This window comes from Marinobacter sp. BSs20148, assembly GCF_000283275.1.
GTDB lineage: Bacteria > Pseudomonadota > Gammaproteobacteria > Pseudomonadales > Oleiphilaceae > Marinobacter > Marinobacter psychrophilus.
Genome location: NC_018268.1, coordinates 2,960,862 through 2,986,249, shown reverse-complemented (window position 1 = coordinate 2,986,249; position 25,388 = coordinate 2,960,862). Strand labels below are relative to the sequence as shown.

At 55.2% G+C, this 25,388-nt stretch carries 25 protein-coding genes; 14 read left to right on the top strand and 11 right to left on the bottom strand.

The features are described from left to right. Positions 1 to 32: 32 nt before the first annotated feature. Positions 33 to 1,295 carry a D-amino acid dehydrogenase gene (locus tag MRBBS_RS13540; RefSeq protein WP_014872101.1) on the top strand — a complete coding sequence of 421 codons (1,263 nt, stop codon included), beginning with the start codon at positions 33 to 35 and terminating at the stop codon, positions 1,293 to 1,295. A 6-nt stretch (positions 1,296 to 1,301) separates the two neighbouring features. On the opposite strand, the gene MRBBS_RS13535 is transcribed toward MRBBS_RS13540, so the two are convergent. The 8 genes from MRBBS_RS13535 to MRBBS_RS13500 all read right to left on the bottom strand — a co-directional run bounded on the left by MRBBS_RS13535 (position 1,302) and on the right by MRBBS_RS13500 (position 9,256). Next, positions 1,302 to 2,945, bottom strand: a complete 1,644-nt coding sequence (locus tag MRBBS_RS13535; protein WP_014872100.1) for a fatty acid--CoA ligase — start codon at positions 2,943 to 2,945, stop codon at positions 1,302 to 1,304. A gap of 37 nt (positions 2,946 to 2,982) precedes the next feature. Further along, positions 2,983 to 3,264: a pyrimidine/purine nucleoside phosphorylase gene (locus MRBBS_RS13530; protein WP_014872099.1), complete on the bottom strand. Its 282-nt coding sequence runs from the start codon at positions 3,262 to 3,264 to the stop codon at positions 2,983 to 2,985. A 125-nt stretch (positions 3,265 to 3,389) separates the two neighbouring features. Further along, a complete protein-coding gene (locus tag MRBBS_RS13525; RefSeq protein WP_014872098.1) occupies positions 3,390 to 3,722 on the bottom strand; it encodes a Na+/H+ antiporter subunit G in 333 nt (110 codons plus the stop codon). A gap of 51 nt (positions 3,723 to 3,773) precedes the next feature. After that, positions 3,774 to 4,043, bottom strand: a complete 270-nt coding sequence (locus tag MRBBS_RS13520; RefSeq protein ID WP_014872097.1) for a K+/H+ antiporter subunit F — start codon at positions 4,041 to 4,043, stop codon at positions 3,774 to 3,776. Beyond that, positions 4,040 to 4,528 (bottom strand): Na+/H+ antiporter subunit E, encoded by a 489-nt coding sequence (locus MRBBS_RS13515; RefSeq protein ID WP_014872096.1) that lies wholly within the window; start codon positions 4,526 to 4,528, stop codon positions 4,040 to 4,042. Before MRBBS_RS13515 ends, MRBBS_RS13520 begins: the two co-directional genes overlap by 4 nt. Further along, on the bottom strand, positions 4,528 to 6,045 hold the full coding sequence (locus MRBBS_RS13510; RefSeq protein WP_014872095.1) for a monovalent cation/H+ antiporter subunit D: 1,518 nt from the start codon (positions 6,043 to 6,045) through the stop codon (positions 4,528 to 4,530). The genes MRBBS_RS13515 and MRBBS_RS13510 overlap by 1 nt, the downstream gene beginning before the upstream one ends. After that, positions 6,042 to 6,410, bottom strand: a complete 369-nt coding sequence (locus tag MRBBS_RS13505) for a Na+/H+ antiporter subunit C (RefSeq protein WP_014872094.1) — start codon at positions 6,408 to 6,410, stop codon at positions 6,042 to 6,044. Before MRBBS_RS13505 ends, MRBBS_RS13510 begins: the two co-directional genes overlap by 4 nt. Then, positions 6,410 to 9,256 carry a monovalent cation/H+ antiporter subunit A gene (locus MRBBS_RS13500; RefSeq protein WP_014872093.1) on the bottom strand — a complete coding sequence of 949 codons (2,847 nt, stop codon included), beginning with the start codon at positions 9,254 to 9,256 and terminating at the stop codon, positions 6,410 to 6,412. The genes MRBBS_RS13505 and MRBBS_RS13500 overlap by 1 nt, the downstream gene beginning before the upstream one ends. Positions 9,257 to 9,667: 411 nt before the next feature. On the opposite strand from MRBBS_RS13500, the gene MRBBS_RS13495 reads away from it, so the two are divergent. The 3 genes from MRBBS_RS13495 (at position 9,668) to MRBBS_RS13485 (ending at position 13,764) form a co-directional block, all read left to right on the top strand. Further along, on the top strand, positions 9,668 to 11,470 hold the full coding sequence (locus tag MRBBS_RS13495; protein WP_014872091.1) for an acyl-CoA dehydrogenase: 1,803 nt from the start codon (positions 9,668 to 9,670) through the stop codon (positions 11,468 to 11,470). A 103-nt stretch (positions 11,471 to 11,573) separates the two neighbouring features. Next, the gene (locus tag MRBBS_RS13490) at positions 11,574 to 11,867 is read left to right on the top strand and encodes a hypothetical protein (RefSeq protein ID WP_041635637.1); all 294 of its coding nucleotides are present in this window, start codon (positions 11,574 to 11,576) and stop codon (positions 11,865 to 11,867) included. 247 nt (positions 11,868 to 12,114) lie between these two features. Then, positions 12,115 to 13,764, top strand: a complete 1,650-nt coding sequence (locus MRBBS_RS13485) for a methyl-accepting chemotaxis protein (protein ID WP_014872089.1) — start codon at positions 12,115 to 12,117, stop codon at positions 13,762 to 13,764. Between the two features lie 40 nt (positions 13,765 to 13,804). Here MRBBS_RS13485 and MRBBS_RS13480 read toward each other — a convergent pair whose 3' ends face one another. Then, the gene (locus tag MRBBS_RS13480; protein ID WP_014872088.1) at positions 13,805 to 15,124 is read right to left on the bottom strand and encodes an MFS transporter; all 1,320 of its coding nucleotides are present in this window, start codon (positions 15,122 to 15,124) and stop codon (positions 13,805 to 13,807) included. Positions 15,125 to 15,414: 290 nt separating this feature from the next. On the opposite strand from MRBBS_RS13480, the gene MRBBS_RS13475 reads away from it, so the two are divergent. After that, complete coding sequence (locus MRBBS_RS13475; protein ID WP_014872086.1) at positions 15,415 to 16,251, top strand: 23S rRNA (adenine(2030)-N(6))-methyltransferase RlmJ; 837 nt, start codon at positions 15,415 to 15,417, stop codon at positions 16,249 to 16,251. Between the two features lie 246 nt (positions 16,252 to 16,497). Here the strand turns inward: MRBBS_RS13475 and MRBBS_RS13470 are convergent, their stop codons facing one another. Then, a complete protein-coding gene (locus MRBBS_RS13470; RefSeq protein ID WP_014872085.1) occupies positions 16,498 to 16,899 on the bottom strand; it encodes a DUF4168 domain-containing protein in 402 nt (133 codons plus the stop codon). A gap of 151 nt (positions 16,900 to 17,050) precedes the next feature. On the opposite strand from MRBBS_RS13470, the gene MRBBS_RS13465 reads away from it, so the two are divergent. From MRBBS_RS13465 to MRBBS_RS13450, 4 genes are all read left to right on the top strand, one after another. Beyond that, a complete protein-coding gene (locus MRBBS_RS13465) occupies positions 17,051 to 17,971 on the top strand; it encodes a DMT family transporter (protein WP_014872084.1) in 921 nt (306 codons plus the stop codon). Further along, a complete protein-coding gene (locus MRBBS_RS13460) occupies positions 17,961 to 18,245 on the top strand; it encodes a GIY-YIG nuclease family protein (protein WP_041635299.1) in 285 nt (94 codons plus the stop codon). Before MRBBS_RS13465 ends, MRBBS_RS13460 begins: the two co-directional genes overlap by 11 nt. Before the next feature lie 76 nt (positions 18,246 to 18,321). Further along, a complete protein-coding gene (locus MRBBS_RS13455; protein ID WP_014872083.1) occupies positions 18,322 to 19,317 on the top strand; it encodes an alpha/beta hydrolase in 996 nt (331 codons plus the stop codon). A gap of 38 nt (positions 19,318 to 19,355) precedes the next feature. Continuing rightward, positions 19,356 to 20,012, top strand: coding sequence for an OmpA family protein (locus MRBBS_RS13450; protein ID WP_014872082.1), 657 nt, complete (start codon positions 19,356 to 19,358; stop codon positions 20,010 to 20,012). A 10-nt stretch (positions 20,013 to 20,022) separates the two neighbouring features. Here MRBBS_RS13450 and MRBBS_RS13445 read toward each other — a convergent pair whose 3' ends face one another. Continuing rightward, positions 20,023 to 20,910, bottom strand: a complete 888-nt coding sequence (locus MRBBS_RS13445; RefSeq protein ID WP_014872081.1) for a LysR family transcriptional regulator — start codon at positions 20,908 to 20,910, stop codon at positions 20,023 to 20,025. 114 nt (positions 20,911 to 21,024) lie between these two features. Here MRBBS_RS13445 and trpB point away from each other — a divergent pair, with 114 nt between their 5' ends. The 5 genes from trpB (at position 21,025) to MRBBS_RS13425 (ending at position 25,275) form a co-directional block, all read left to right on the top strand. Beyond that, positions 21,025 to 22,278, top strand: coding sequence for a tryptophan synthase subunit beta (gene trpB / locus MRBBS_RS13440; protein ID WP_014872080.1), 1,254 nt, complete (start codon positions 21,025 to 21,027; stop codon positions 22,276 to 22,278). A gap of 1 nt (position 22,279) precedes the next feature. Further along, on the top strand, positions 22,280 to 23,110 hold the full coding sequence (gene trpA, locus MRBBS_RS13435; protein ID WP_014872079.1) for a tryptophan synthase subunit alpha: 831 nt from the start codon (positions 22,280 to 22,282) through the stop codon (positions 23,108 to 23,110). Between the two features lie 166 nt (positions 23,111 to 23,276). Further along, positions 23,277 to 23,702, top strand: a complete 426-nt coding sequence (locus MRBBS_RS20080) for an MOSC N-terminal beta barrel domain-containing protein (RefSeq protein WP_014872078.1) — start codon at positions 23,277 to 23,279, stop codon at positions 23,700 to 23,702. A gap of 54 nt (positions 23,703 to 23,756) precedes the next feature. Continuing rightward, positions 23,757 to 24,185, top strand: a complete 429-nt coding sequence (locus MRBBS_RS20075; protein ID WP_014872077.1) for an MOSC domain-containing protein — start codon at positions 23,757 to 23,759, stop codon at positions 24,183 to 24,185. 265 nt (positions 24,186 to 24,450) lie between these two features. Then, positions 24,451 to 25,275: a bacteriorhodopsin-like gene (locus MRBBS_RS13425; RefSeq protein WP_041635298.1), complete on the top strand. Its 825-nt coding sequence runs from the start codon at positions 24,451 to 24,453 to the stop codon at positions 25,273 to 25,275. The last annotated feature ends 113 nt before the right edge of the window (positions 25,276 to 25,388 follow it).

Below are 25,388 nucleotides of genomic sequence, written 5' to 3'. Positions count from 1 at the left end.
ATGAACAACACGAAGAACCGACAGGAACGGGTATGCACGTAGTGGTTTTAGGCGCGGGTGTGGTTGGCGTTACCAGTGCCTGGTTTTTGCAGCGTCAGGGTTACCAGGTCACAGTGATAGATCGTCAGCCAGCAGCCGGGCTTGAAACCAGTTACGCCAATGGCGGCCAGGTTTCAGTGTGCCATGCCGAGCCTTGGGCCAACCCATCGACGCCGCTGAAGGTTCTGAAATGGCTGCACCGTAATGACGCGCCGCTGCTGTTCCGGCCACGCTTGGATGCTGCCCAGTGGCGCTGGGCGCTGGCGTTTCTGGGCCAGTGCACCTCTGCACGGGCGGCTGACAATCTGCGTCAGATGGTCAACCTGGGCCTTTACAGTCGCAGCAAATTACAGGAACTGCGGGTCGAACTGGGTTTAGAGTACGACCATCTAACCCGTGGAATTCTGCACTTCTACACCAGCCAGAAAGAATTCGACAGTGCCCTGGAACCGGCGCGGCAGATGCGCGAGCTGGGGTGTGACAGGCAAGTGGTGAGTGCTGCGCGGGCAATCGAACTGGAGCCCGCTTTAGCGCCCTTGAAGCATCGCCTCGCAGGGGGTACCTACACCGAGGAAGACGAATCCGGTGATGCTCGTAAATTTACCCAGGCCCTGGCAGAGCGCTGTAAACAAGCGGGTGTGGTGTTCAAATACAACACCGAAGTAGTTGGGTTTGAGCGCGGTATCGGGCGTATAGATGCGGTGGAAACCCTGTCCCAAGGATATCACCATAATTTGCGCGCAGACGCTTGGGTTCTCAGTTTGGGGAGCTTTAGCGCGCCACTGGCGAGGCAATTGGGACTGGCTTTGAATATTTATCCAGCCAAGGGCTATTCCATCACCGTGCCGGTGAAAAATCCTGAGGCCGCGTTCAATGTCAGCCTGACCGACGATGAGTACAAACTGGTTTACTCACGTTTGGGTGATCGTATGCGGATCGCGGGTACTGCAGAGTTCAGCGGCTATTCCAGACGACTGAATGTCACCCGCTGCCGGGCCGTGTTGCGCCGAGTGGCGGCTGTTATGCCCGAGGCGGGTCACTGGGAGCAGGCTGAATACTGGAGCGGGTTGCGGCCATCGACGCCGTCCAGCGTGCCCTATGTGGGTAAGAGCGTTATTAGCAATCTGTTTCTGAATACTGGCCACGGTACTTTGGGATGGACCCATGCATGCGGGTCAGCGGCCGCGCTGGCGGATATTATCGCCGGTCGGCCGCCGCAGCTGGATTTTCGTTTCAGTGGCGTCTCAGTGACATAAGGCAAGCTAGCCTAGCTGATCGCGAATCTGCTTCTTGTTGATCTTGCCCACGCTGGTTTTTGGAATGTCGTCCACAAAGTCCATTTGCCGGGGGATCGCCCACTTATTGATTTCGCCTTTATCCACATAGCGCTGTAAGTGCGCTTGAATGTCTTCTTGTGTGGCATCCTGGCCGGGTTTTAGCGTGATCAGTGCGTGTGGGCGCTCGCCCCATTTCTCATCGGCAACGCCGACAACCGCAGCGGCTGCGACCGCCGGATGCTGGCTAATCAGGTTTTCCAGATCCAGTGACGACAACCATTCACCCCCGGTTTTGATCACATCCTTGATGCGGTCTTTAATCATCAGGGTCTGATTTGGCTCCATACTGGCCACGTCGCCAGTGTGCAGCCAGCCGTGTAGCCAAAGTTCTTCGCCTTTTTCCGGTTCTTTCAGATAGCTTTGGGTTAACCAGGGCGTACGCGCAACAACTTCGCCTTTGGCCTGGCCGTCGTGGGCGACCGGTTTGCCATTGGTGTCCACAATTTCAACTTGCACCAACGGAATGGCGACACCGGTTTTCACCCGCACTTCGGCTTGCTGCGCCAGCGGCAATTCCAGATCTTCCGGTGTCAGGTGGGTGATGGTCAGAATCGGGCAGGTTTCCGACATGCCGTAGCCGGTGTACATGCGAATGCCCCGCTCGGCTCCGGCTTCACACAGCCCTTTAGTGAGGGCACTACCGCCTATCAGTACCTGCCAGTTGCTCAGATCTGCGTCTTTGATGGACTCGGTGGCCAGCAGCATCTGCATAATGGTGGGCACGCAGTGGGAGAAGGTCACATTGTGGGTTTTGATCAGGTCCATCAGCAGTTCGGGTTCATAGCGCCCGGGGTATACCTGTTTAATGCCCATTAAGGTGGCAGCGTAGGGAACACCCCATGCGTGCACGTGGAACATGGGCGTCATCGGCATGTAGACAGAACGGGAGCGTAGCAGCGGCGCCTCATCGAACATCGAAAGGGAACCTACCATGGCCATAGTGTGCATCACCAACTGGCGATGGCTGAACATCACACCTTTCGGCTTGCCGGTCGTGCCAGTAGTGTAAAAGCAGGTGGCTACGCTGTTTTCGTCAAAATCCGGGAAGTCGAAGTGGCTGTCTTCCTGTGCCAGAAGCTGCTCGTATTCACCCAACACCGGCACGCTGGCGGCTGCAGGCTGGTTGTTATCGGTCAGCTGTATGTAGTGCTTTACCGTCTCGATCTGGTCTTTAACAGCATCGAGTATGGGTAGGAAATCGTCGTGTATCAGCACCACATCGTCTTCGGCGTGATTCATGGTGTATACGATCTGATCCGGTGACAGCCGCACGTTAACGGTGTGCAGAACGGCGCCAATCATCGGTACCGCAAAAAAGCATTCAAGATAGCGGGGCGTATCCCAGTCCATCACCGCAACGGTGTCGCCGGCTTTAACTCCGGCTTTGGTCAGGGCGTTGGCCAGGCGGCCGATACGGGCTTGCAATTCGGAGTAGGTGTAGCGACTTCTATTTGCGTAAATAATTTCCTGGGAGGCGGCGAATCGCGGCCCAGAAGTCAGTAATTGTTTGATCAGCAGTGGGTACTGATAGGCGTTTTCTGCTGGAGTTAGCAAGCGGGTCGAGGCCATGACAATGTCCTTTTGTTGTTGGGGAAGGTGGGCTACCTCAGCCGTAGGTGCACAAATAGGCGGTATCGTATTCGACGGTAACCCGAAAGGTGGAATCGGGCGCAACCCCGAAGCATTCACCGGCACCGTAGGTCATCCATGTTTCCAAGCCCGGCAAGCACACCGACATCACACCGCTGACAATGGTCATGGTTTCTTTTTGCTGGGTGCTGAACTGGTATTCGCCAGGGCTTATTACGCCAATGGTGGCGGGTAAAGCGTCTGACTGAAAGGCGATCGACTTTGCTTTGCCATCAAAATATTCATTTACCTTGAGCATAAACAGAACTCCGTGTCGGACTGTTTCAGAAACCATTCTGTGTATTAGCTACGCGCCTAATCTAGCGCACTATCTAACCTAGCGCACCACTACCGCTTTGCAGGCACTCACATTCGAGGGTGGTTTCATTGCCCCCAGGGGTCGCCGCGGGTATTGCCAACTTTAGGTACTTCCATGTGCATTGCGGCTTTTGCCATCATATTGGCGCTTGGCGGTGCGGTCAGCAGCAAAAAGACCATAATCAAAATCTCCACGAAGCCTGTGCCCATGGGCTGGTTGGCGAACCACATCATCGACGCTAACGCCATAGCTCCCACACCCACGGTGGTGGCCTTGGTGGGTCCGTGCAGGCGGGTGAAAAAATCAGGCAAGACCGCAAGCCCGATGGCGCCCACCAATGTAAATACGGCACCCAGCAACAACAGTGCTGCGATAATGTACTCGATAAACAGGTTCATTCTTGTGTCGTCTCCTTTGCAACGCGCCTGGCGCCTCGCTATGTACTCTTGTTATTCAATAACGCTGCCGCGTTTCAGGTATTTGGCCATAGCCACTGTGCTGACAAAACCCATGACGGCAATCAGCAACGCGGCCTCCAGATACATACGGGTGTTCAACGTAATACCCAGAAGAATGATTAGTGCGATGGCGTTAATGGCCAGAGTATCTATGGCCAGAACCCGGTCTGGGGCATGTGGGCCAACAATCAGACGATACACATTAAGCAAAGCCGCAATCACCACCAGGACGATGGATATTTTCAACACAATGGCAATCATTGGAACATCTCCATCAAAGGCTTTTCATAACGATTGTGAATGGCCTCAATTACTTCTTCTGCGGTTCGGGTGTCTAGCGCGTGAATCAGCAGAATCTTGTGATCATCGCTGATATCGGCGGTCACCGTGCCCGGTGTCAGGGAAATGGTACTGGCCAAAATAGCGATCGCCTGTGGGCAGTCAAGCTGCAGCGGGTAGCTGATAAACATCGGTTCCGGCCGGCGCGGGCTTATAATCAGCCAGGCCACTTCAAAGCTGGCAATCACGATGTCCCATAACACCAGCAGCAAATAGCCCGGTAAACGCCAAGCCTTGAACACCGCCGGACGCTCAGGCCAGAAGTTTTGGGTGAGCTGCGGAATACCCCAGGCCAGTATTACACCCACAACCACGCTTCCGCCGCCAACGTCATCGGCAAGCAACTGCCAAATGCTGAACAGCAGAAGGCTGAGCCAGGGTTGCGGGAAACTCAGGCGACCCAGCATTACGAACCCTCCTCAACCATTGGTGCCTGCAACGTTTGGATATAACCACGAGTGTCCAGCAATTGTGCTGCCGTGGCGCTGGTATAGGCACTGATAGGCCCGGCCAGTGCCACCATTAATACGCTCATACCAATCAGCGCGCCGGTAGAAATGGCCAACAACGGCGTTACCGGGGTGCTGTTTTTAATTTCGCCTTCAATATTGCGCCAAAAGACCACGCTGCCGGCGCGGCTATAGGCAATCAGAGTGAAAAAGCTCCCCGTGAGAATCGTACCCCAAAGCCACGCCATTTCCACGCCGCTGGTGGTGGATTGCAGAATCATCAATTTGCCAAAGAAACCGCTTAGGGGCGGTAAACCCGCAGCGGACACCGCGCCAAAGAAAAACAGCGAGCTAAGCAGGGTTCGATGACGAATCTGCGGTGCCATAACGATTTTGTCAGAAGCGGACCCGCGCTGGCTGCGCACCAGCTCAATCAGCAAAAACAAACCGCCCACTGTCCAGGTAGTGCTCAGCAAGTAGAACAGGGCCGCAGCCAGGCCTTTTTGGGAGCCCAGTGCGATGGGTGCTAGAAGAGTGCCAACCGAAATGACCAGCTGCCAGGTCACCAGAGTGCGCAAGGTTTGTGCACCCATAACGCCAATAACGCCCATAATAAGGGTGGCAAGCGCTAGCGGGAAAAGCCAGTTCATGCCCAGATTAGCCATCTCGCCGGCGTTGGCGCCAAAAACCAGTGGGTAAACCCGGATAATCCCGTAGATACCGACTTTGGTCATAATGGCAAAAAATGCAGCGACCGGCGCGGTAGCGCTGGCATAGGCCCGCGGCAGCCAAAAGGTTAGTGGCAACACCGCTGCTTTAAGGGCAAATACCACCAACAACAGCATGCCACCGGCTTCGACCAGAAAACGTTGGTCGCCGCTGACTAGCGGCACTTTCACTGCCAGGTCGGCCATATTCAAGGTGCCGGTAACGCTGTAAATCATGCCCACGCTGATCAGAAACAGCGACGAGCCTACCAGGTTCAATACCACATAATGCAGCCCTGGCGTTGAGCGCGTGCTGCCACTGCCGTGCATCAGCAGTCCGTAAGAGGCAATCAGCAGAATCTCAAACGCAACAAAAAGGTTGAACAGGTCGCCGGTCAGGAAGGCGATGTTCAGACCCATCAGCTGGAACAGGAACAGACTGTGGAACTGGCGCGTGCCTTCGTCGGTACCTCCTATGGCGAATAGATGGCACAGCAGTGCCAGCGACGCCGTCAGAACCAACATCATGGCGGCCAAACGGTCCAGCACCATCACAATGCCGAAGGGTGGCTGCCAGTTTCCCATGGCGTAGACACGATAGGTGTCGTCGCCGGCCAGGTTCAGCAGAACAATGGCGGCGGCCAGGGTCAGAGCCGAGGTAATAATAGCCAGCACCCGGCGCAGCGGCATGGGCGCGTAGCCCACAAATATTTGCAGAATAGCGCCCAGTAGCGGGATCAGAATCGGAGCAAGCAGCCAGTGGGTCATAGTGGCCGACGCTCCCGCGCATGCTTGGACGTCGGCGTACGCTTCTTCGGGTCGCCGTCTACGTGATCATCACCGTGGTCGGCCAGGTTGCGCAGTGACAACACCACCACGAATGCGGTCATGGCGAAGCCAATCACAATCGCCGTTAACACCAGCGCCTGGGGCAAGGGGTCTGCGTACTGGGCAGCGGTGCCCAGAACCGGCTGGCTGCCGGTGGCCAGGCGCCCGCTGGCGAACAGGAACAGATTTACCCCGTACGACAGCATGGTCAGGCCCAGTACCACCGGAAACGTGCGGGCGCGCAGCAACAGGTACACCCCGCCGGCTGTGAGCGCACCAATGGTCAGTGCGAATACAAGTTCCATTATTTGGTCTCTCTTTGAGTCAGGGTAGTAGTGTCAGCGTCGTGACTCAACTCGCTGTTGATAGCGCGGATAGCGGAATGGGGGCTGATGCGGCCTACACTGACCAGCATCATCAGTGTGGCACCCACTACGGCCAGGTACACGCCCAAATCAAACACCAGCGCCGAGGCCAGCTCGAACTTGCCCACCACCGGCCAGGTGATGTAGCCGAATGTGGAGGTCAGGAACGGATAACCAAACGCCAGGCTGCCGGCGCCAGTCATAACAGCAAACAGCAGGCCCAGCGCAATCACATTGTGGTAGCGCATGGCGATGCGGTCCTCGGTCCAGGAAAAGCCACTGGCGATGTACTGAAGGATCAGCGCCACGGCGGTTATCAGCCCGGCAATAAAGCCCCCTCCAGGCAGGTTATGACCGCGCAAGAATATAAACGCGGATACCATCAGCGCCATTGGTAGCATCGGACGGGCAATCTGTTTGAGCATGGTGGGGTGGCTTTGGCGGGCCCATGCATGGCCCAGGCCGTCGCCCGGAGGCGGCGTAAGTGTCGTGTTTTTGAGCATGGCAAAAATGCCCAAGGCTGCAATCGCCAGCACTGAAATTTCACCCAAGGTGTCGAAGCCGCGGAAGTCCACCAAGATCACATTGACCACGTTGGTACCACCACCACCTGTTTTGCTGTTTGCCAGAAAGAACTCGGAAATCGAACTGAACGGCTGGGTCAGAATGGCCAGGGTAATTATGGTCATGCCGCTGCCGGCTAACAGGGCTATCCCGATGTCACGAAAGCGGCGACCACGGCTGCTCTCAACGGGTGTCCATGAGGGCATGTAGTAAAGTGCCAGCATTAACAGCACAACGGTGACGACTTCCACCGACAGTTGGGTCATCGTCAGATCTGGCGCCGAGAAACGCACAAAGGTGAGCGCAGTTAACAACCCGACGACGCTGATCAGTACCAGCGCAAAGAAGCGTTCGCGGTGCATGGCTGCAGTGGCCAGAGCGCTGGCAATCAGAACCGCACCCAAAGTTGCCGTGGGCCAATCCACCGGGGTTAGCCCGTTGCTGCCAATAAACAAGCCCATTTCGCTGATCGGTAAAAACGCCACGGCCAAAGCGCTGACAATCAGCAGCATAAGGTAGCGCTGCAGCGAGCCGTTTTCGGTAGCGGCAGTGAACCGGTTGGCCCTCAGACCAAGGCTGAACACCACTTTTTCAAAGATCGCTTTTTCGTCAATCTCGCGGAAGCGGTCGTGAAAGGCAAAGAAACGCTTGCGCTGGCTGTACATCAGCAAGCCGCCAAAGAACGCTAAAAAGCTCATAAATAGCGGCAGATTGAAGCCGTGCAGTACCGCCAGCTGATATTCCGGTGCCGGCACGCCCAATGTTGCAGAAGATGCCGCGTAAAGCAGTGGGCCCACTGATATGGTCGGGAACATACCCACCATCAGACAGGCGAACACCAATATTTCCACAGGGATTTTCATATAGCGCGGCGGTTCATGGGGCGGGTAAATAGGCAAATTTATCGGCTTGCCGTTAAAAAATACGTCGTGAATAAACCGGGCGGAGTAAGCAACCGCGAAAATGCCGGCCAGGGTCGCCACAATGGGCGGTAGCCAGGCCCAGTAACCGGGCAGATTCAGGGCCAGAGATTCGGCAAAAAACATTTCCTTACTGAGAAAACCGTTCAGCAGTGGAACACCAGCCATAGAAGCTGCTGCCACCATGGCCAGAGTGGCGGTGTGGGGCATGAATCGCCAAAGCCCGTTAATGCGGCGCATGTCGCGGGTACCGGTTTCATGGTCAATAATGCCGGCCGCCATGAACAGCGAGGCCTTGAACGTAGCGTGGTTGATGACGTGAAACAGGGCAGCAACCGTGGCGAGTTCCGTGCCCATGCCGAGCAACAGAACAATCAACCCCAGATGGCTAATCGTGGAGTTCGCCAGCAAGCCTTTGAGGTCGTGCTTGAACATGGCGATATAAGCGCCCAGCAGCAGCGTTGCCATGCCGGTAAAGCTGACCATGTAAAACCATTGTTCGGTACCTGCCAGCGCCGGATACAGCCGCGCCAGCAGGAATATACCGGCCTTTACCATGGTGGCCGAATGTAAGTAGGCCGATACCGGCGTAGGCGCCTGCATGGCGTGGGGCAACCAAAAATGGAATGGAAATTGGGCCGATTTTGTGAATGCACCCAGCAGCACCAGGGTGAGCGCAACCGGATACAGAGCGTGTGCTTTGATGATGGGCCCTGCGGCCAGTACATCGTCCAGCTCGTAGCTGCCGACAATCTGACCAATTATGAGAACACCTGCCAACAGGGCCAGGCCACCGCCGCCGGTAACCGTCAGCGCCATCCGGGCACCGCGCCGCGCGCCTTTTTTGTGGGTCCAGAAACTGATCAGTAAAAACGACACCAAGCTGGTGATTTCCCAGAAAATCATCATCAGCAACAAATTGCTGGACAGCACAATGCCAAGCATTGAACCCATGAAGCACAGCAGAAGGCCGTAAAACTTGCCAATGTTTTCTTCAGGTTTCAGGTAGTAGCGGGCGTAAAGAATGATCAGGATACCAATCACCAGAATCAGCAGCGCAAACAGCAGTGACAAGCCATCCAGGCGGAAACTCAGCGACAGCCCGATCGCAGGTAGCCATTCGTAGGTGTACAGGACAACACCGCCGTCTGCCAGTGTTTGCCAGTGGGGGAACAACGCGGCGAGGGCAATCAGCGCGGGAACGGTTGACGCAATAGCGATGGCTGTGCGCCCGCCCTGGGCGAACAGTGGTGCGGCCATGGCGCCTAAAAAGGGCAGTAAAACAACCAGGGGGAGCGACATCGCAATCTCAATTGTAGGTGTAGGACAGAAAAAGATGGTACCAGCGATCTATTACTAACGGGCTATCACCAGCGAGCTAGTACCCGCTAACGATGAGCTTCCTAATGCCGTGGAGGGTCTGGACAAATAGGGAAGCTTGCCGCGATAGCGGGCGATGTCAGCCAGGCGAAGTAGATCTGATGCAAACCAGCAGATGTGCGATCTCTCCGTCATGGTTACTCCGTATAGAAAATATCAAAAGGATGATACGTGCCGCAGTCTGAAGGTCAAGTAACTTGTGGCCCGGCGCCATAACCGCGCTTATGTTGGCGCCATGTTAAAAAGTGGCTATCCAGCGGTTATCTGTGGCATAAAGAGCGCAGCAATTTTAAAACGACCGTATGAAAATGGCCCGAAGCCGGAGACCGTGTAATGACCGATACCCTGATTGACCGTCGCGACCTGTCGTTCCAACTCTACGAAGTGCTGGATGTTGAGGTGTTGGCTGAGCGCGAGCGTTTTGCTGACCACAGCCGCGACACCTTCGATGCCGTCATCGAGACCGCTGACAAAATGGCGCGGGAGACCTTCGCGAATCACAATCGGGCCGCTGATCAGGACGAGCCGCGGTTTGTGGATGGCAAGGTGGCCATGCTGCCACAGGTAAAGCAGGCCTTCGACGCCTACGCCCGCGCCGGGTTCATTGCCGGTCGTTACGATTACGAACTTGGCGGCATGCAGTTGCCGGAAACGGTCATGGCCGCCTGTAACGGTTTTTTTACCGCGGCGAATCCCGGCACCGCGGGCTATCCGTTCCTGACCACGGCTGCAGCGAATCTGATTCGCGTGTTTGGCAGCGAGTCGCAGAAGAGTCTGTTTCTGCCACCTATGCTTAGTGGCCAATACGCCGGCACCATGGCACTTACCGAACCCCATGCGGGTTCGTCGCTGGCAGACATTCGCACGTCGGCTACGCCTGACAACGCTGGTCATTATTTGATCAAGGGCGCGAAGATATACATCTCCGGTGGCGAGCAAAATATCACCGAAAATATCGTTCATATGGTGCTGGCCAAAATAAAAGGTGCGCCGGCCGGTGTGAAGGGTATTTCACTGTTTATTGTGCCCAAACTCCGTTTGAGCGAAACCGGCGGCTCGGGTGAACGCAACGGGGTGGCTTTGGCCGGCTTGATTCACAAGCTGGGCTATCGTGGAACCACCTCGACGGCCTTGAGTTTTGGTGACGACGCCGAATGCCACGGTTACCTGGTGGGCGAGCCCCATCAGGGATTGAAGTACATGTTCCAGATGATGAACGAGGCCCGGGTTGGCGTGGGCTGTGGCGCGGCGGTGATTGGCTACCGTGGTTATATGCACAGCCTGGCCTATGCCAAAGATCGTCTTCAGGGGCGTCGGGCAGCGGATAACAATCCGCAAAGTGAACAGGTTCCAATTATCGAACACGCCGATGTACGGCGCATGCTGCTGGCTCAGAAAGCCTACAGCGAAGGTGGATTGGCGCTGTGCCTTTATGGCGCCCGGCTGATGGACGACCAGAACACTCATCCGGAACCGCAAAAACGCCAGGACGCCCGGCAACTGCTGGATCTGCTGACCCCGGTTATTAAAGCCTGGCCTTCGGAATATGGCCCCAAGGCCAACGATCTGGCGATTCAGGTTTACGGCGGTGCAGGTTACACCCGCGAATATCCGGTGGAGCAATGCTGGCGTGATAACCGGTTGAACCCGATCCATGAAGGCACCAATGGTATTCAGGCACTGGATCTGCTGGGTCGCAAAGTGTGGCAGAACCAAAGCCATGGCTTGCAGTTGTTGCTCGATGCCATGCAGGCTGATCTGCAAGCTGCGACCAGCGCCCGCTGCGAACCCTGGGCCCTGTCGCTCAGCGAAACTTTGCAGCAGGCGGTTAAAGTGACCCAAAGCCTGGGTAAAACGCTGATGGCTGGTGAAACCGAGCAGGCCCTGGCCAACGCCTCTTGCTATTTGCACTTGTTTGGTCACATCTGTGTTGCCTGGATGTGGCTGCGCCAAGCCAACGCCGCCGCGATAGGATTGAGCGATGCCAGCAACGATCGTGAACGCTATTTTTATGAGGGTAAATTGCAGGCCGCGCAGTACTTTTTCCATTGGGAGTTACCCTCCGTTGCTCAGGATCTGGTTTTGCTGCGCAACATGGACGACACCTGCTTGGTAATGAAAGCGGAGTGGTTTTAGCACCTTGCCCGATTAACCAAAGGGTAACCCTTGTTTAATTGTGTTTTCGCCGGATCGCAGCGTAATCTTGGCGCTGTTTTCAATGACGATCAATGGGGTTTTTATGAGAAAATTTACAATAGGCGCATTGGCATTGGTTCTGACTATGGGCTTGGCGGGCTGCAGTTCCGATGATGACGAGATGGTAGATTTGGAAAAGGCTGGCGACAATATCAGCAATATGGCGGATGATGCCGGCGATGCCATTGAAGAAAGCTATGAAGACATTACCGGACAGAACGATAGCGCCGGGGAAGAAATCAAAGATGCCGCCGAAGATATGGGGGAAGAACTTGGTGAGGCCGCAGAAGAGGCCAGCGACGCAGCGGAAGATGCTATGGATGACGCTACCCAGTAAGCATCGGCACAGATCAAAAAACCGGGCCATTGCTCCGGTTTTTTTGTTTTGCGTATTTGGCCAGATCACGCACTTCAGAAACACCCACTGCAGTCGTAACATAAGTAACCGCAAGCGTTCTTTACCAAAGTCGCAAGGCCTGGCGGTGTCTTTTTCGGTAAGCTATAAGCAACGTTGGTGACAGATTGCGGATTGCGCGCTGCGCGCTGCGCCCGACAACGAACAATGATAAAAACGGGGTAATCAGATGGTGTTTGTAGACAAGGCAACGAAAGGCTGGGGCTTGGTAATGGTGCTGGCTACGCTGGCTGGTGGCGCTTTGGTCGCGGCCGTTACCGCGCTTGATCTGGTTTCCGTATTGACCGGTTCGGCGGTTGGTCTGGGGGTGGCCAGTTTTTTTATTGCCTGGCGAATTCTCGCGCCGGCACAACGCAGTCTCATTCATCTCAGCCAGGGCCAGTTAGCACCGGGTCACCCGCTTGCAAGTTTGTGCGCGCAGCTACTCAGCGATGCGAAAGCAGGCCGCGCGCTGCTGGAAAATCTTCGCCATAGCGCCAATACCAACGCCATTTCTGCCGCTGAAGTGTCTTATGCTGCCGATCAGTTGAAACTGCGGTTGGACCGCCAGGTAAAGGAGACCGCCAGGCTTGCCGAATTCGCCGGCGAGATTACTGGCGCCACTCAGGCATCGACCTTGCAGGCCAATGATGCGGCGGCCCTTGCGCAGCAGGCCAGTTCGGCGAGCCAAGACGGCCGTCAGGCACTGGTGCAGGTGATTGAGCGTATTCGTAATGTGCATCGTCAGTCTGATGAGAACTTGATACGCATTCAACACCTTAATGAAAAGTCTAATCGGATTCAGGGGGTTACTAACACGATTCAGGGCATTGCGGAGCAAACCAATCTGTTGGCTCTGAACGCGGCTATTGAAGCAGCTCGGGCTGGCGATCAAGGGCGTGGGTTTGCCGTGGTTGCCGACGAGGTAAGGCAGCTGGCACGTCGCACCGCAGAGGCCACGGCCGATGTTGCAGCCACCTTGGGGGAAATTCGCGAAGACACTGCCCAGATTGTGACCGGAATAGAAGCCTTGACGGTCAGCATTGAGCAGGGCGTGGCGTCGGTGGAATCGGTGGGAACACAGCTGGACGGTATTCGTGAGCAGTCTGACCAGCTCCAGCAACAGGTCTCGCAGATTGCGAGCATTGATCGCGATAACGAACACAATTTGCAGCAAATATTCACGGTGATCGAAACGGTGCGCGATGACATTACCGAGAGCGATGTCAGTGTCGCGTCGCTGGCAAAGCAGGCCACTCGCCTTATGGAAATCGCTGAAACCACAAACGCGGTGTTTGCATTAAACAGCGAGACCAGTTACCACCGTCCGTTTTTCCAACACGCCAGCGTTGGCGCAGCGCAAGTTGCTGATGTTCTGGCCAAAGCTCTCAGGGACAATAAACTCAGCGCCGCGGCCCTGTTCGATCGAAATCGTCAGCCTGTGGCCAATACCAATCCGCCAAAATACACCTCTGGGTTTGACCGCTTCACTGATCAGGCCCTGCCTGTTATTCAGGAGGCGATAAAGGGCTCCAACGCGCAGATCGTGTACGCTATTACCACGGCGCCGGATGGCTACGTGCCTACCCATAACCGTGAGTTCGCCCACGCTTCTACCGGCAATGCCGCCACCGATTTGGCGCGGAGCCGCAGTAAGCGGTTGTTCAATGATCGCACGGGCATTCGCTGCGGCAGCCATACCCAAGAAATGCTGCTGCAAACGTATCGCCGCGACACCGGTGAAATTATGCACGACCTGTCAGTGCCCATTTACATCGACGGCAAACATTGGGGCGGGTTCCGCATTGGTTACCACCCTCAAAGCAGTTCAAAGCGCTAGCAATGCCGTTAAAATGGCTAGCGCGACTGGCGCTAGGCGCTTAGGGGTTATCGTCGCTGGTCACTTCACTCAAGCCCATGGCGCTGACCGCACCGGCCAGGCCCATGAGCCCCAGCACCAAAATAACCGCAATATTCGAAAAAGTTGAGATCAGTGCGGTCAGAGCTCCGGTTGCCAGCAGTAAAACACCGATAACGGTGTTGCTGACCGCGGTGTAATCTGTGCGTTTGTTGCCCCCCGCCATATCCACCAGATAGGTTTTCCGGCCAAGTCTTACGCCGGCGTGGGCAATGCTGAGCACAAAAAAGGCGCCTGGATAGAACCACACGCCGCCCATGGACTCTCCCATTACCAGAGCGGTACCTGCAACACCCAAGCACACCATGCTGGCCATGAGCGCGCCGCGAATCATGACTTTACGGCTAGACGTATCGGCGGCCCAGCCCCAAAAACTGGCGCTCAATGAACTGGCCAGGCTACTGGCCAGCAAGAAAACCCCCAATGCCCAGCCGGATTCGGTTTGCTGTTGAGCCAACACCACGAAATACGGTGCGGCCAGGGCAGAGCACAGCAGCAGAGCGCGGGTAATCACAAAGTGGCGGAACGGTTTGTCGGTTTTCAGCAGCGACAGGCTGGAAATGGCATCGTGGATGGCGTTGCCGCCACCGCCGGTTTCACCGGGGTATTCTTCAACGCCGGCAAACAGCGCGCCGGCAATCAGCCACAAAGCAGCAGCCAGCAACAGAAGCAGGCTGTAAAAAGCCATGCTTGGGTCGCCCCGATCCCAGAACAACAGGGCGGTGAGGGCAACGGTGGCAGTGCCGCCGAGGGTGGAGGCCAGGCCAGACAATCGGCCACGACGGGTTTTTGGAATGCACTTGCCCTGAACATCTTTCATCGATACCGAGCAGAAACCGCGGGAGAGGGAGAACAGGATGAGCGCGATAATCAGACCATAGCCGGCGCTGTAACCGTTCAGAAACCAGACGCTGGCGGCCATGGCGGCCACGCTCAGGGCTTGGCCCAGGCTGCCCAGAGTCCAGAACCATTTACGCACAGGCTTACGCCGCACCCAGGCGGCTATCACCATTTGCGGAACCATAGAGCCGGATTCACGAATGGGTACCAACCAGGCCACCAGGGCCGGGGCGCCAACCGCACTCATTAGCCAGGCCAGCACCGTTTTTGGACTGATCAGCAGGTCACCGAGTTTGGTGAGAACGTTTGCCGCCAGAATCAGGAAAAAGTTACGCGGTACTTCGCGGCAGGCTGAATCGGGAATGTCTTTGCAGACCCTTACGTCTTCTTCGTTGGCTATCAGCCCATAGAGTCGGTCTAAAGGTGTTTTGGATGGTGGCACACCAGCACTCCCTGTGAAACGTGAGTGCCAAGCATACTAGTCGCTATGGATGGGCTAAACCAGATGGTTATCCCAGTGTAGGGAGAAAGTGGCCAGTTGTTCTGCATCGTCAGGAATGGCCGACCTTACTAAACCACAGCTCAGTAGCGAGCGCCGGTAAACTGGCAAAGTGGTTGCTGATACGTCCTGATACACCAGGGTGATTGTGGTGGGCGTTGTTCACCTGTGATGCCCTTGCGTACACCAGCCGTGTTCGGGCTTAATGGCTCCCATTAACAGGGAACCCGTTTATGTTGAGTTATCTACATGCCTTTCACGCTGGCAATTTCGCCGATGTGCACAAGCACGCGGCGCTGGTGCTGGCGCTGAATATGATGCAGACAAAAGGGTCGGGCATTGCCTTTATTGACACCCACGCCGGCAGTGCACTTTACGATCTTGATGATGAACGCGCCCGCAAAACCGCCGAAGCTGATGCGGGTATCCGCAAACTCTGGCCCCAATTGGACAGCCTGGCGGCAGCCGATTGGCAGCTGTTGCGGCAGTATTTGCAGCAACTAAACTCCGGCGCGAACCTGCGCCAATATCCTGGGTCGCCTGCGTGGTTTGGGCATTATCTACGCGCGCAGGACAGCCTGGGTGCGTTCGAACTGCATCCGTCAGAAACCAGCAGTTTGATCCAGTGGGCTCGCGGCAAACGGTTGCGAGTAACCCAGAAGGACGGTCTGGCGGGGCTGCTAAAAGTGCTTCCACCCCGTCAGCCGCGCTTGCTCGTGCTTATTGACCCGTCTTATGAAGTAAAAACCGACTATACCGCCGTAGCCGAAACACTCAGTCGTGCATGGCAAAAATGCCGCCACGGAGTGTTTCTGGTGTGGTATCCCATGTTGACCTCTGGCCTTGAGCAGGCTTTGCTGGACGGCCTCAGGGCCGGCCCGATTCGCAAAATCCTGCGTAGTGAAGTGCGGCTGCATACGCCACCGGAGCGCGGTATGGTCGGTTCCGGGATGCTGGTTATCAATCCACCCTGGGGTATGGATGAACGGCTGTCGGCGATGATGAGCGATTTGGAGCCGGCAGCGCGTCTGGGCTTGGGGCAACAGATGGAATGGTTGGCTCCCGAGTAGCACCGCTGTGCTTTCGTACTATGGTGTGGGTTATCAAGTCTTCGACAATTATTAAGGTATTGGCGGGCAAGTGGTCAAACACAAGCCGGAGCAGGTAAATGGCGACAGCAGTAAACACGTCAGCGGTCATGACAATCGGTGTTAGCGGTCGCGCCGTCTTTTTCCGGAGAGTGGCGAGGGCTGTGTTGTTTCCCCGACTGTCCCAGAGGTGCCAATACTGCATCAGGGCATCAGGGCATCAGGGCATCAGGGCATCAGGGCATCAATTCGGTTGCGAACGCGCGGTTCGCTGTTGTAGGCAATGGCTATGGCGTTATAGGTGTCAATATCCAGATTCTGGTTTTCAATAATCTCTGCCATGCGAGCATTCATCTCATCGCGCAGGCCTGTTGTATCGGCTTCAGACTCTGCGCTGTCAGTGCGGTCTTTGTATTCTTCCCGTAGCGTGTTCATCTGTTGCTGTGCATCGACGAACTTGTGTAACTGCGCATCGCTGTAAAACGCCGTGTGCGTTCCGGCCTCTGCCGGAGCGCTGAAACCTTCAGTAATCTGCTCAATCGCCGGAGCCTGTTGAGCCATCGCGCTGGCAGCGCTGAGCAGGCTGACGAGCACTGTGGTGGTGAGAACGCTTTGAATCCTTTTGTTCATGGCGAGAGCTTCCAATAATGATACAAAGTCAGGCTTTAGGCTGTCACAAGGTGATATTGTTAGCAAATTAACGACCTGTATAAGGCCGGTAAGGATAGGTATACTGCGTGGCCTAGAATTCGGCATCAAAGCCGTGGTGAGAGTGTAAACTATGACCAATCAAAAACAGGCCATGATGTTTGGCCTCGCCACGGTATTGCTGTGGTCCACCGTGGCCACCGCGTTCAAGTTGGCACTGGCGGATCTATCCCCGCTGCAGCTGCTCTTAATTGCCTGTGTGGCCTCTGTTTTGGTGATGGGCACGATTCTGGTGCTTCAGGGCCGCTGGCTCCTGGTTTTCCAGCTGCGCCGCGGGCAGTATGCGCAGTCATTTATGATGGGTCTTATTAACCCGTGCCTCTACTATTTTCTCCTGTTTGGTGCCTTTGACCGCCTGCCGGCTCAGGAGGCTCAACCCATCAATTACACCTGGGCGCTGGTGTTGGCTTACCTGTCTGTTCCCTTTCTCGGTCAACGTCTGCGCGGGCGCGACATCGCGGCCGGGCTGGTGTGTTACGCCGGCGTATTCGTGATTGCCACTCGTGGCGCGGTAACTGACCTGAGTTTTTCAGATCCGGTGGGAGTGGCCTTTGCCGTTGGCAGTACGTTGGTATGGGCCAGCTATTGGATTATTGCCACCCGCGATACCCGCGATCCGGTGGTGGGTTTGTTCCTGAACTTTCTATTTGGCTTGCCGGTCATTGTTGCAGCGGCTGTAGCCACCGATAGCCTGCATTTTTCGCTGACGGGTTCACTATTGGCGGCCGGTTATGTCGGCGTGTTTGAAATGGGTATTGCGTTCGTGCTTTGGTCCTACGCCATGAAAAAAGCCGAAAACACAGCGAAAGTTAGCAATCTTATATTTATATCGCCGTTTTTGTCGTTGGTGTTTATCTGGTTTATTTTGGGTGAGCGAATTTTGCCGTCTACTTACGTAGGGCTGGTACTGATTATGGCCGGCTTGTGGTTGCAGCAGAAAAAAGCCGCGCAGAAACAGGATGCCGCCGCAGGAGTCGTGAGCGGTGGCGGCTGAGTGGTCGGTTTACCTGGTGCGAACCGCCGCCGGCGCCTTATACACCGGGGTGTCTACGGATGTGGAACGGCGTTTTTCAGAACATCAGGGCAGCGTCAAAGGTGCTCGCAGCCTCCGCGGCAAGGGCCCGCTGGTTCTGGCGTTCCAGAGCTGTGTTGGTGGCCGCGCTCAAGCCATGCAGTTAGAGTGGAAAATCAAACGCTGGCCCAAAAACCGTAAAGAAGCGTTGTGCAATGGCCAGCTTACGCTGGACGACTGGCTTCCCGACCAGTAGGGTTTCGTGAGCTTGAAGGCGTAGATTATGATCTTTTAGCGACTTTTTCTTACTCACCACAGGTGTTTAGCCTCTCGTGTACTGGAAAACAGATACTATAAAAATACCGGATTGGGACCGCAACTCGTTGCTGGACAGGCTGGAAGCGTTCGAACCAGACAATGAGCGAGAGCTGAGCCATGAAATGATGGCTTACTGTCATTTTTATGGGCTGGACCTTTGGGTAGAGCATTCGCAGGTGGAATACCACCAAGGCTATGTGAACTCCGGCAAGCATCAGGTCATGGTGCACTATTACCGAAGCACAGCTGCAACACATTGCCGCGGAACAGTTTTTGTAATGCACGGTTATTTCGATCACGTTGGGCTCTACACCCAGCTGATAGACCGCTGCTTGGCGGAAGGCTTTGATGTGCTGGCGTATGACCAGCCGGGCCACGGGCTTTCCAGTGGCACGCCGGCGGCGATAGGCAGTTTTTTGGAGTACCAGCAGGTGCTCAGCGATGTAACGGCAAAGGTGCGACAGAAAATTCGCGGGCCCTGGTATGCGGTGGGGCAGAGCACGGGCGGCGCCATACTGATTGACTACCTGCTGTCGAATCATCATACCCGGGCCTCATCAGAGTTTCGCAAAGTGGTTTTACTGGCGCCACTGATACGCCCTGCGGGTTGGGTTAAGGCCCGTGTGTTGCACACGGTGCTAAGGCCCTTTGTCAGCCGCTGGCGGCGGGCATTCAGTGCTAACAGTGGCAACTCGGAGTTTTTGAAATTTCTTCGTAAGGTCGACCCGCTGCAGGCCCGCGCTATTCACGTTGACTGGGTTTCGGCATTGCGCCAATGGGTACCCCATATTGAGTCTGCGCGCCCGGTTGAGTTCGATATAACCGTGGTACAGGGCGAAAAAGACCTAACCGTAGATTGGCCTCATAATTTGCGGATTATTCGTAACAAGTTTGCCCGAGTTCATGAAGTTAAGTTGCCACTGGGCCGGCACCATCTGGTTAACGAGGCCCATGACTTGCAGGCAACGGTGTTTAATACCATCATCGACACTTTTACGGCAGACGTGTGAACACGTTGTCGTAGACTCACATAAATAAGGAACACGCTGTGAAAAAAACGATACTTGCGGTTACGCTGGCCAGCCTGACGCTTGGCGGCTGTATGACATACGACCCATACACCGGCGAACAGAAAACATCGAACGCCACTAAGGGTAGCGTGATCGGCGCACTTGGCGGCGCGGTAATTGGTGCGGCCACTTCCAGTAAAAGTGACCGTGGTAAAGGTGCGCTGATCGGCGCTGCTGGCGGTGCGGCTATAGGTGGCGGTGTTGGCGTGTACATGGATCGCCAGGAAGCGCGACTGCGCCAGCAGCTTGAAGGCACTGGCGTACGTGTGGTGCGTAATGGCGACGAAATCTCGCTGGTCATGCCGGGCAACATTACTTTTGATCTCAACCAGACCAGTATCCGCTCGCAGTTTGCCGGAACTCTGGAGTCTGTTGCCTTAGTATTGAAAGAGTTTGATCAAACTATTATCCAGATAGAAGGACACACCGACAGCCAGGGCGGAGACAGCTATAACCAGTTGTTGAGTGAGCGGCGCGCGTCTTCTGTTCGTGACTTTCTGCTAAACCAAGGCATTGAGTCCAGGCGCACCCGCGCTGTGGGTTATGGCGAGCGTTATCCGGTGGCTTCTAACGATACCTCAGGCGGGCGCGAGCAGAATCGGCGCGTTGAACTAACACTTGTGCCCATGGGCTAAGGCACGAGTATCATCGTGCCAGTGCCTTGGCCAACCAGTCGGCAAGGCGCTGAGCCCGCGGCGACACCGTATCACCGGGAAGCCGCAGGCTCAGGGTGTCGCTGGTTTCTATAAAGCCCCAAGGCGCCAGCAATCGCCCGCTGCGCAGATCTTCCTCCACCAGATATTGCGGCGCTATTGCCACGCCCAACCCTACCAATGCTGCCTCTAGCATGTAATTTAAATGCTCGAATGATTGCCGGATCGGCAGACTCTGCGTATCTAATTGCTGGTGCTTACACCACTGTGGCCAGGCTTGCGGCCGTGACAGGGTTTCCAGTAGTGGCAATTCCAGCAGGGCACTCGCCGGCATGCCTTGGTTGGCAGGGGCCAGCCCGGGGGCCATCACCGGCCCGATTCGTTCAGGGCCCAGAACAATCAGGTTCTGGCCTGAGGGCGCTGGCGCAGAGGTGAAGCCCAGAGCAGCGTCTACCCCCGCGGGCAGGTGCAGCTCTTCGTCGGTGGTGGTCAGGTGAATGTCCAGCCCGGGGCAATCCTGGCGTAATCGGCCCAGGCGCGGAATAAACCAACGCGCCAGAAAGCTACCTGAACAGCTCAACACCAGGGGGGCATCACGGGCTTCTCGCCGCAGGCGCTCGCATGCCTGTTCCAGTTGTGAAAAAACCGAATCCGTGGTGGTGAACAGCTGATGGCCTGCGGTGGTTAAAGCAATGCCGCGGCCCTGGCGCTCGAATAACGCTATGCCGAGTTGTTGTTCAAGCTGGCCAATTTGCCGGCTGACGGCACCGTGAGTCACGCTGAGGGTTTCAGCGGCACGGCTCATGCTTAGTAGGCGTGCCGCGGCATTAAAGGCGCGTAGCGCATTCAGCGACGGTAAAGGCAGGTTGGCATGGTCCATAAATCGTTTACTTTTTCTCACAGGTTGGTGCGATTTTATCGATTCCCACCTATGCTGTCCTGCTTTACACTAGATATCAATTAGAAATCGAATCAGAGTAACGGAGTCAATCGCATGAGCACAGCAACCACGCTACGACAGGGCCCGGACATTAACGGTTTTTTCGGTCATTTTGGTGGCCGTTTTGTGGCCGAGACCTTGATGCCGCTCGTTCTTGAACTGCAAGAAGAATATGCAAGGGCGCGCAATTCAAAAGAATTTATTGATGAGATGGACGCTTTGCGACGTGACTTTGTCGGCCGCAAAAGCCCGCTGTATCTGGCTGAACGGTTAACTGAACAGCTCGGCGGGGCCAAGGTATACCTCAAGCGGGAAGATCTTTTGCACACCGGCGCTCACAAGATCAACAATTGCCTAGGCCAGATTTTGTTGGCCAAACGCATGGGTAAAACCCGTATCATCGCGGAAACCGGGGCGGGCATGCACGGTGTGGCAACCGCCACCGTAGCTGCGCGCTTTGGTATGGAATGCGTGGTGTACATGGGCAGCGTCGACATTCACCGTCAGCAGCCCAACGTGCAGCGCATGCGTTTGCTGGGCGCCAAAGTAATCCCGGTCACCAGCGGTGCAGGCACTCTGAAAGACGCTATGAATGATGCCCTGCGTGACTGGGTTACCAACGTGGCCGATACTTTTTATATCATCGGCACAGTAGCAGGCCCGCACCCCTATCCGGCTATGGTGCGTGATTTCCAATCGATTATTGGTGAAGAAACCCGCGAGCAGATTATCGAGCGTGAGGGGCGCCTGCCCGACACGTTGGTAGCCTGCGTCGGTGGCGGCTCAAACGCCTTGGGTCTGTTCCATCCGTTTTTGGATGATAAGAGCGTCGCTATGGTGGGTGTTGAGGCCGCCGGTGAAGGCTTGGACAAGCGTCACGCGGCCAGCCTGAAAGGCGGCACCCCGGGCATATTGCACGGCAACCGTACCTTCCTGCTTCAATCCGCTGACGGTCAGATTCAGGATGCCCATTCGATTTCGGCGGGTCTGGATTACCCGGGCATTGGCCCAGAACACGCCTGGTTAAACGAGATTGGCCGGGTCAGCTACGCCGCCATTACTGATGACGAAGCTCTCGAAGCCTTCCACACGTTGTGCCGCATTGAAGGTATTATTCCGGCGCTGGAAACAGCCCATGCTATTGCTTACGTGATGAAAGTGGCTCCGACATTGCCGCAGGACCACTTGATTGTTATCAACCTGAGCGGCCGCGGTGATAAAGACATGTCGACCGTCCTTGCCGCGATGGACGCCAGTGCGGAAAACGCCGAAAAAAACGCTGGTAAAGCCGTTAAAGGGGAAGCCTGATATGAGCGTAAGTCGTATTGATCGTTGTTTTGAAGCCTTGCGCCAGCAAGATCGTGCTGCCCTGGTTACGTTTGTAACCGCAGGCTATCCGGACTATCAGCACAGCGCGGAGATTTTAAAAGGGTTGCCTGAAGCCGGTGCCGATATCATCGAACTGGGAATGCCATTCACCGACCCTATGGCCGATGGTGTGCCCATTCAGCTTGCTAGCCAGCGCGCTTTGGCCGGTGGTCACAACACCATCAAAACCCTGCAGATGGTGCGTGAATTCCGCGAGCATAATCAGCACACCCCGATTGTACTGATGGGCTATTACAACCCAATTTACTGCTACGGTGTAGAGCGTTTTCTGAATGATGCCGCAGCGTCCGGTGTAGACGGTATGATCGTGGTGGATTTGCCGCCAGAGCATGACGACGAACTGTGCGTGCCGGCCCGCGAAGCTGGTATTCACTTTATTCGTCTGGCAACGCCGACCACCGATGCTGCCCGGCTGCCTGGTGTGCTGGTAAATACTTCCGGCTTTTTGTACTACGTTTCCAGCACAGGTGTTACTGGCTCTGTGGCACCTACCGCTGAAAAAGTGGAAAAAGAACTGGCGCGGATTCGACAGCATACAAACTTGCCGGTGGCCGTGGGCTTCGGTATTCGTACCGCACCCCAAGCTGAGCGTATTGCGCGTTTTGCCGATGCCGTAGTGGTGGGTTCGGCTTTGGTGGAATGCATAGCCAATGCAGATACCGAAGCGCAGGGTCGCGATGATGTGTTGTCGCTTACGCGGGAACTTTCGGCTGCGGTTAGAGAGGCGCGGACGACATTGAACGTTTCCTGATTTTTGTCATTGGCTAGCCCAAGCGTCTGAAACGCCTGTCCGAGTTTGTGCTCGGACAGGTTTTTTTATTGCTCACTCATGAGCCAGAGCCTTTCTAAACTTTTTTGATGCCTTATTATTGCGACAGCAAATCACCGCACCAGCGCGACTCTACACTCTCTGACGTATGGACACCCGAAACCGCCTGAAATACCTTAAAGAGCTGTTCTTAAAGGTGACTGTGATGAAGATTGGTACGATCAAATCGATTTGGCGTTATCCGGTGAAAGGTATGTCGGGTGAGCGTGTTCAGAGCTGCGTTTTTGATGCCGGCGGTGTGAAGGGTGACCGTATCTGGGCGTTACAGGATGTGCAGCGCCAAGAGATCCAAAGCTGCAAGTTTAGGCCACAACTCCTTCAGTGCTGTGCACGGTCTCGGGGAAACATTGCCAGCGGCTATGTCGAGATCACGTTTCCGAATGGCAAAAGGCTTCGGTGTGATAATCCGCAGGCCAACGCAGAGGTGTCAGCCTTGGTGGGTCACGACAGCGTGTTGCAACCCTTGCGTCCTAAGACAGATGATAACTTTTATCGTCGTTATAAAACCGATTAGTACACCTGGCTTGAGGAGCTGAAAGCCACATTTGCGCGAGAAGAAGGCGAGCCATTGCCCGATCTCGATAACTTGCCACCATCCATGCAGGACTTTGTGTCCGTTCCAGGCACGTTTTTTCTGGTATCGCCTTTTCATATTCTGACAACGGCTAGCCTGAATCACATGAAACAGCAGAATCCAGAGTCGGATTGGCGTGTGGAATGCTTTCGCCCCAACCTCATCAGCGACACACTGCCAGGGATGACGGGGTTAGCCGAACAGGACTGGATTGGTAAGGTCCTGAAAATGGGTGAACTCGTTATTGAATGTAGTGGTCCTGCGCCACGCTGCGGTGCCGTTACAAGGAAGCAAGGCGGCTTTGGCGCAGACGCCAGCCTGCTGCGCAGCATTGTTCGGGAAGCGGGCCAGAACCTTGGGATTTACGGCAATATCCAGAGTGCAGGGTTGATAGACGTTGGTGATGAGGTTTATCTCGTCTAGCAGCGTTTCTGGTCTACGTATGCGATTACCTATGACAAATTGCCGCCGACTGCAGCGAAAATGCAATTTCCCAGGTTGCTTGCAATTTTTACGGAAAATTTCTTATTAATTGCGGCATTAGCCTGATCCAAAAAATCGATTAAACGTAACTATCTGTCGCAAGGTTGCGTTTATCTTGTCCCCAAGGTCGGCAGTCGGTTTAGAAAAGCTTCGAGAGCATGCCGATGGCTGATTTCTAAGTACAATAGATTTGAGGGTTAAGGACATGCTAGAGCTCGAAAGTTTATCAGTGGGTCAATATGGCTTTATAGGAAATGTTTTTTCTTTCGGTTTGGCTGTTATGGCATCGGCTACGCTGTTTTTGTGGTTGATGAAGTCGTCTGTTGCCCCGGCCTATCAAATGGCCATCACGATCAGCGGTTTGGTAACGGCTATTGCGGCCTACCATTATCTTCAAATCATGCTGTCTTGGGATGGGGCAGCGACGGTGACGACTGGGGAAATAGTGGCAACGGGAGAAGGTTTTAACCGTGCATACCGTTATGTAGATTGGCTGTTAACAGTGCCTCTACTGTTGATTGAGCTGATTTTGGTGATGAAGCTCAGCAATAGCGAGACTGTGAGCCGGTCTGTCAAGCTTGGTGGCGCAGCCGCGCTAATGATTATCCTTGGCTATCCTGGTGAAGTATCGGATGAAGTCGGAACCCGGGCACTGTTCTGGATTCTGTCGATGATTCCGTTCCTGTACATCGTGCGTGAGCTTGTCGTTGGTCTCAAAGAATCGATCTCGCAGCAACCAGACGAAGTGAAAGGTTTGATCAATGCGGCGGCCATTCTTGTCGTAGCGTCTTGGGCGTTCTATCCGATCGTTTACTTGCTACCACTTCTTGGCGTGACGGGCGGTGCGGCAATTGTAGCTGTAGAAACCGGCTACACCATTGCGGACATTGTTGCGAAAGCCGTGTTCGGGCTGTTGATCTTTACGATTGCAGTGCGCAAGAGTAAGGCAGATGAACGCGAACATGCGGAAGTACCTGCAGAAACAGTCACACAAGCAGAGCAGAAAACTCCGGTGAAAAAAGGCGCTTGAAAGCAGTCGTAAGATCTGTCGGAACTTGACTGCTGATTGTCAGCCATTGTGATCAAACCGGCACGGATCTGGTCCGTGTCGGTTCCGCTTTTTTCTATTAAGATCAAGCGGTC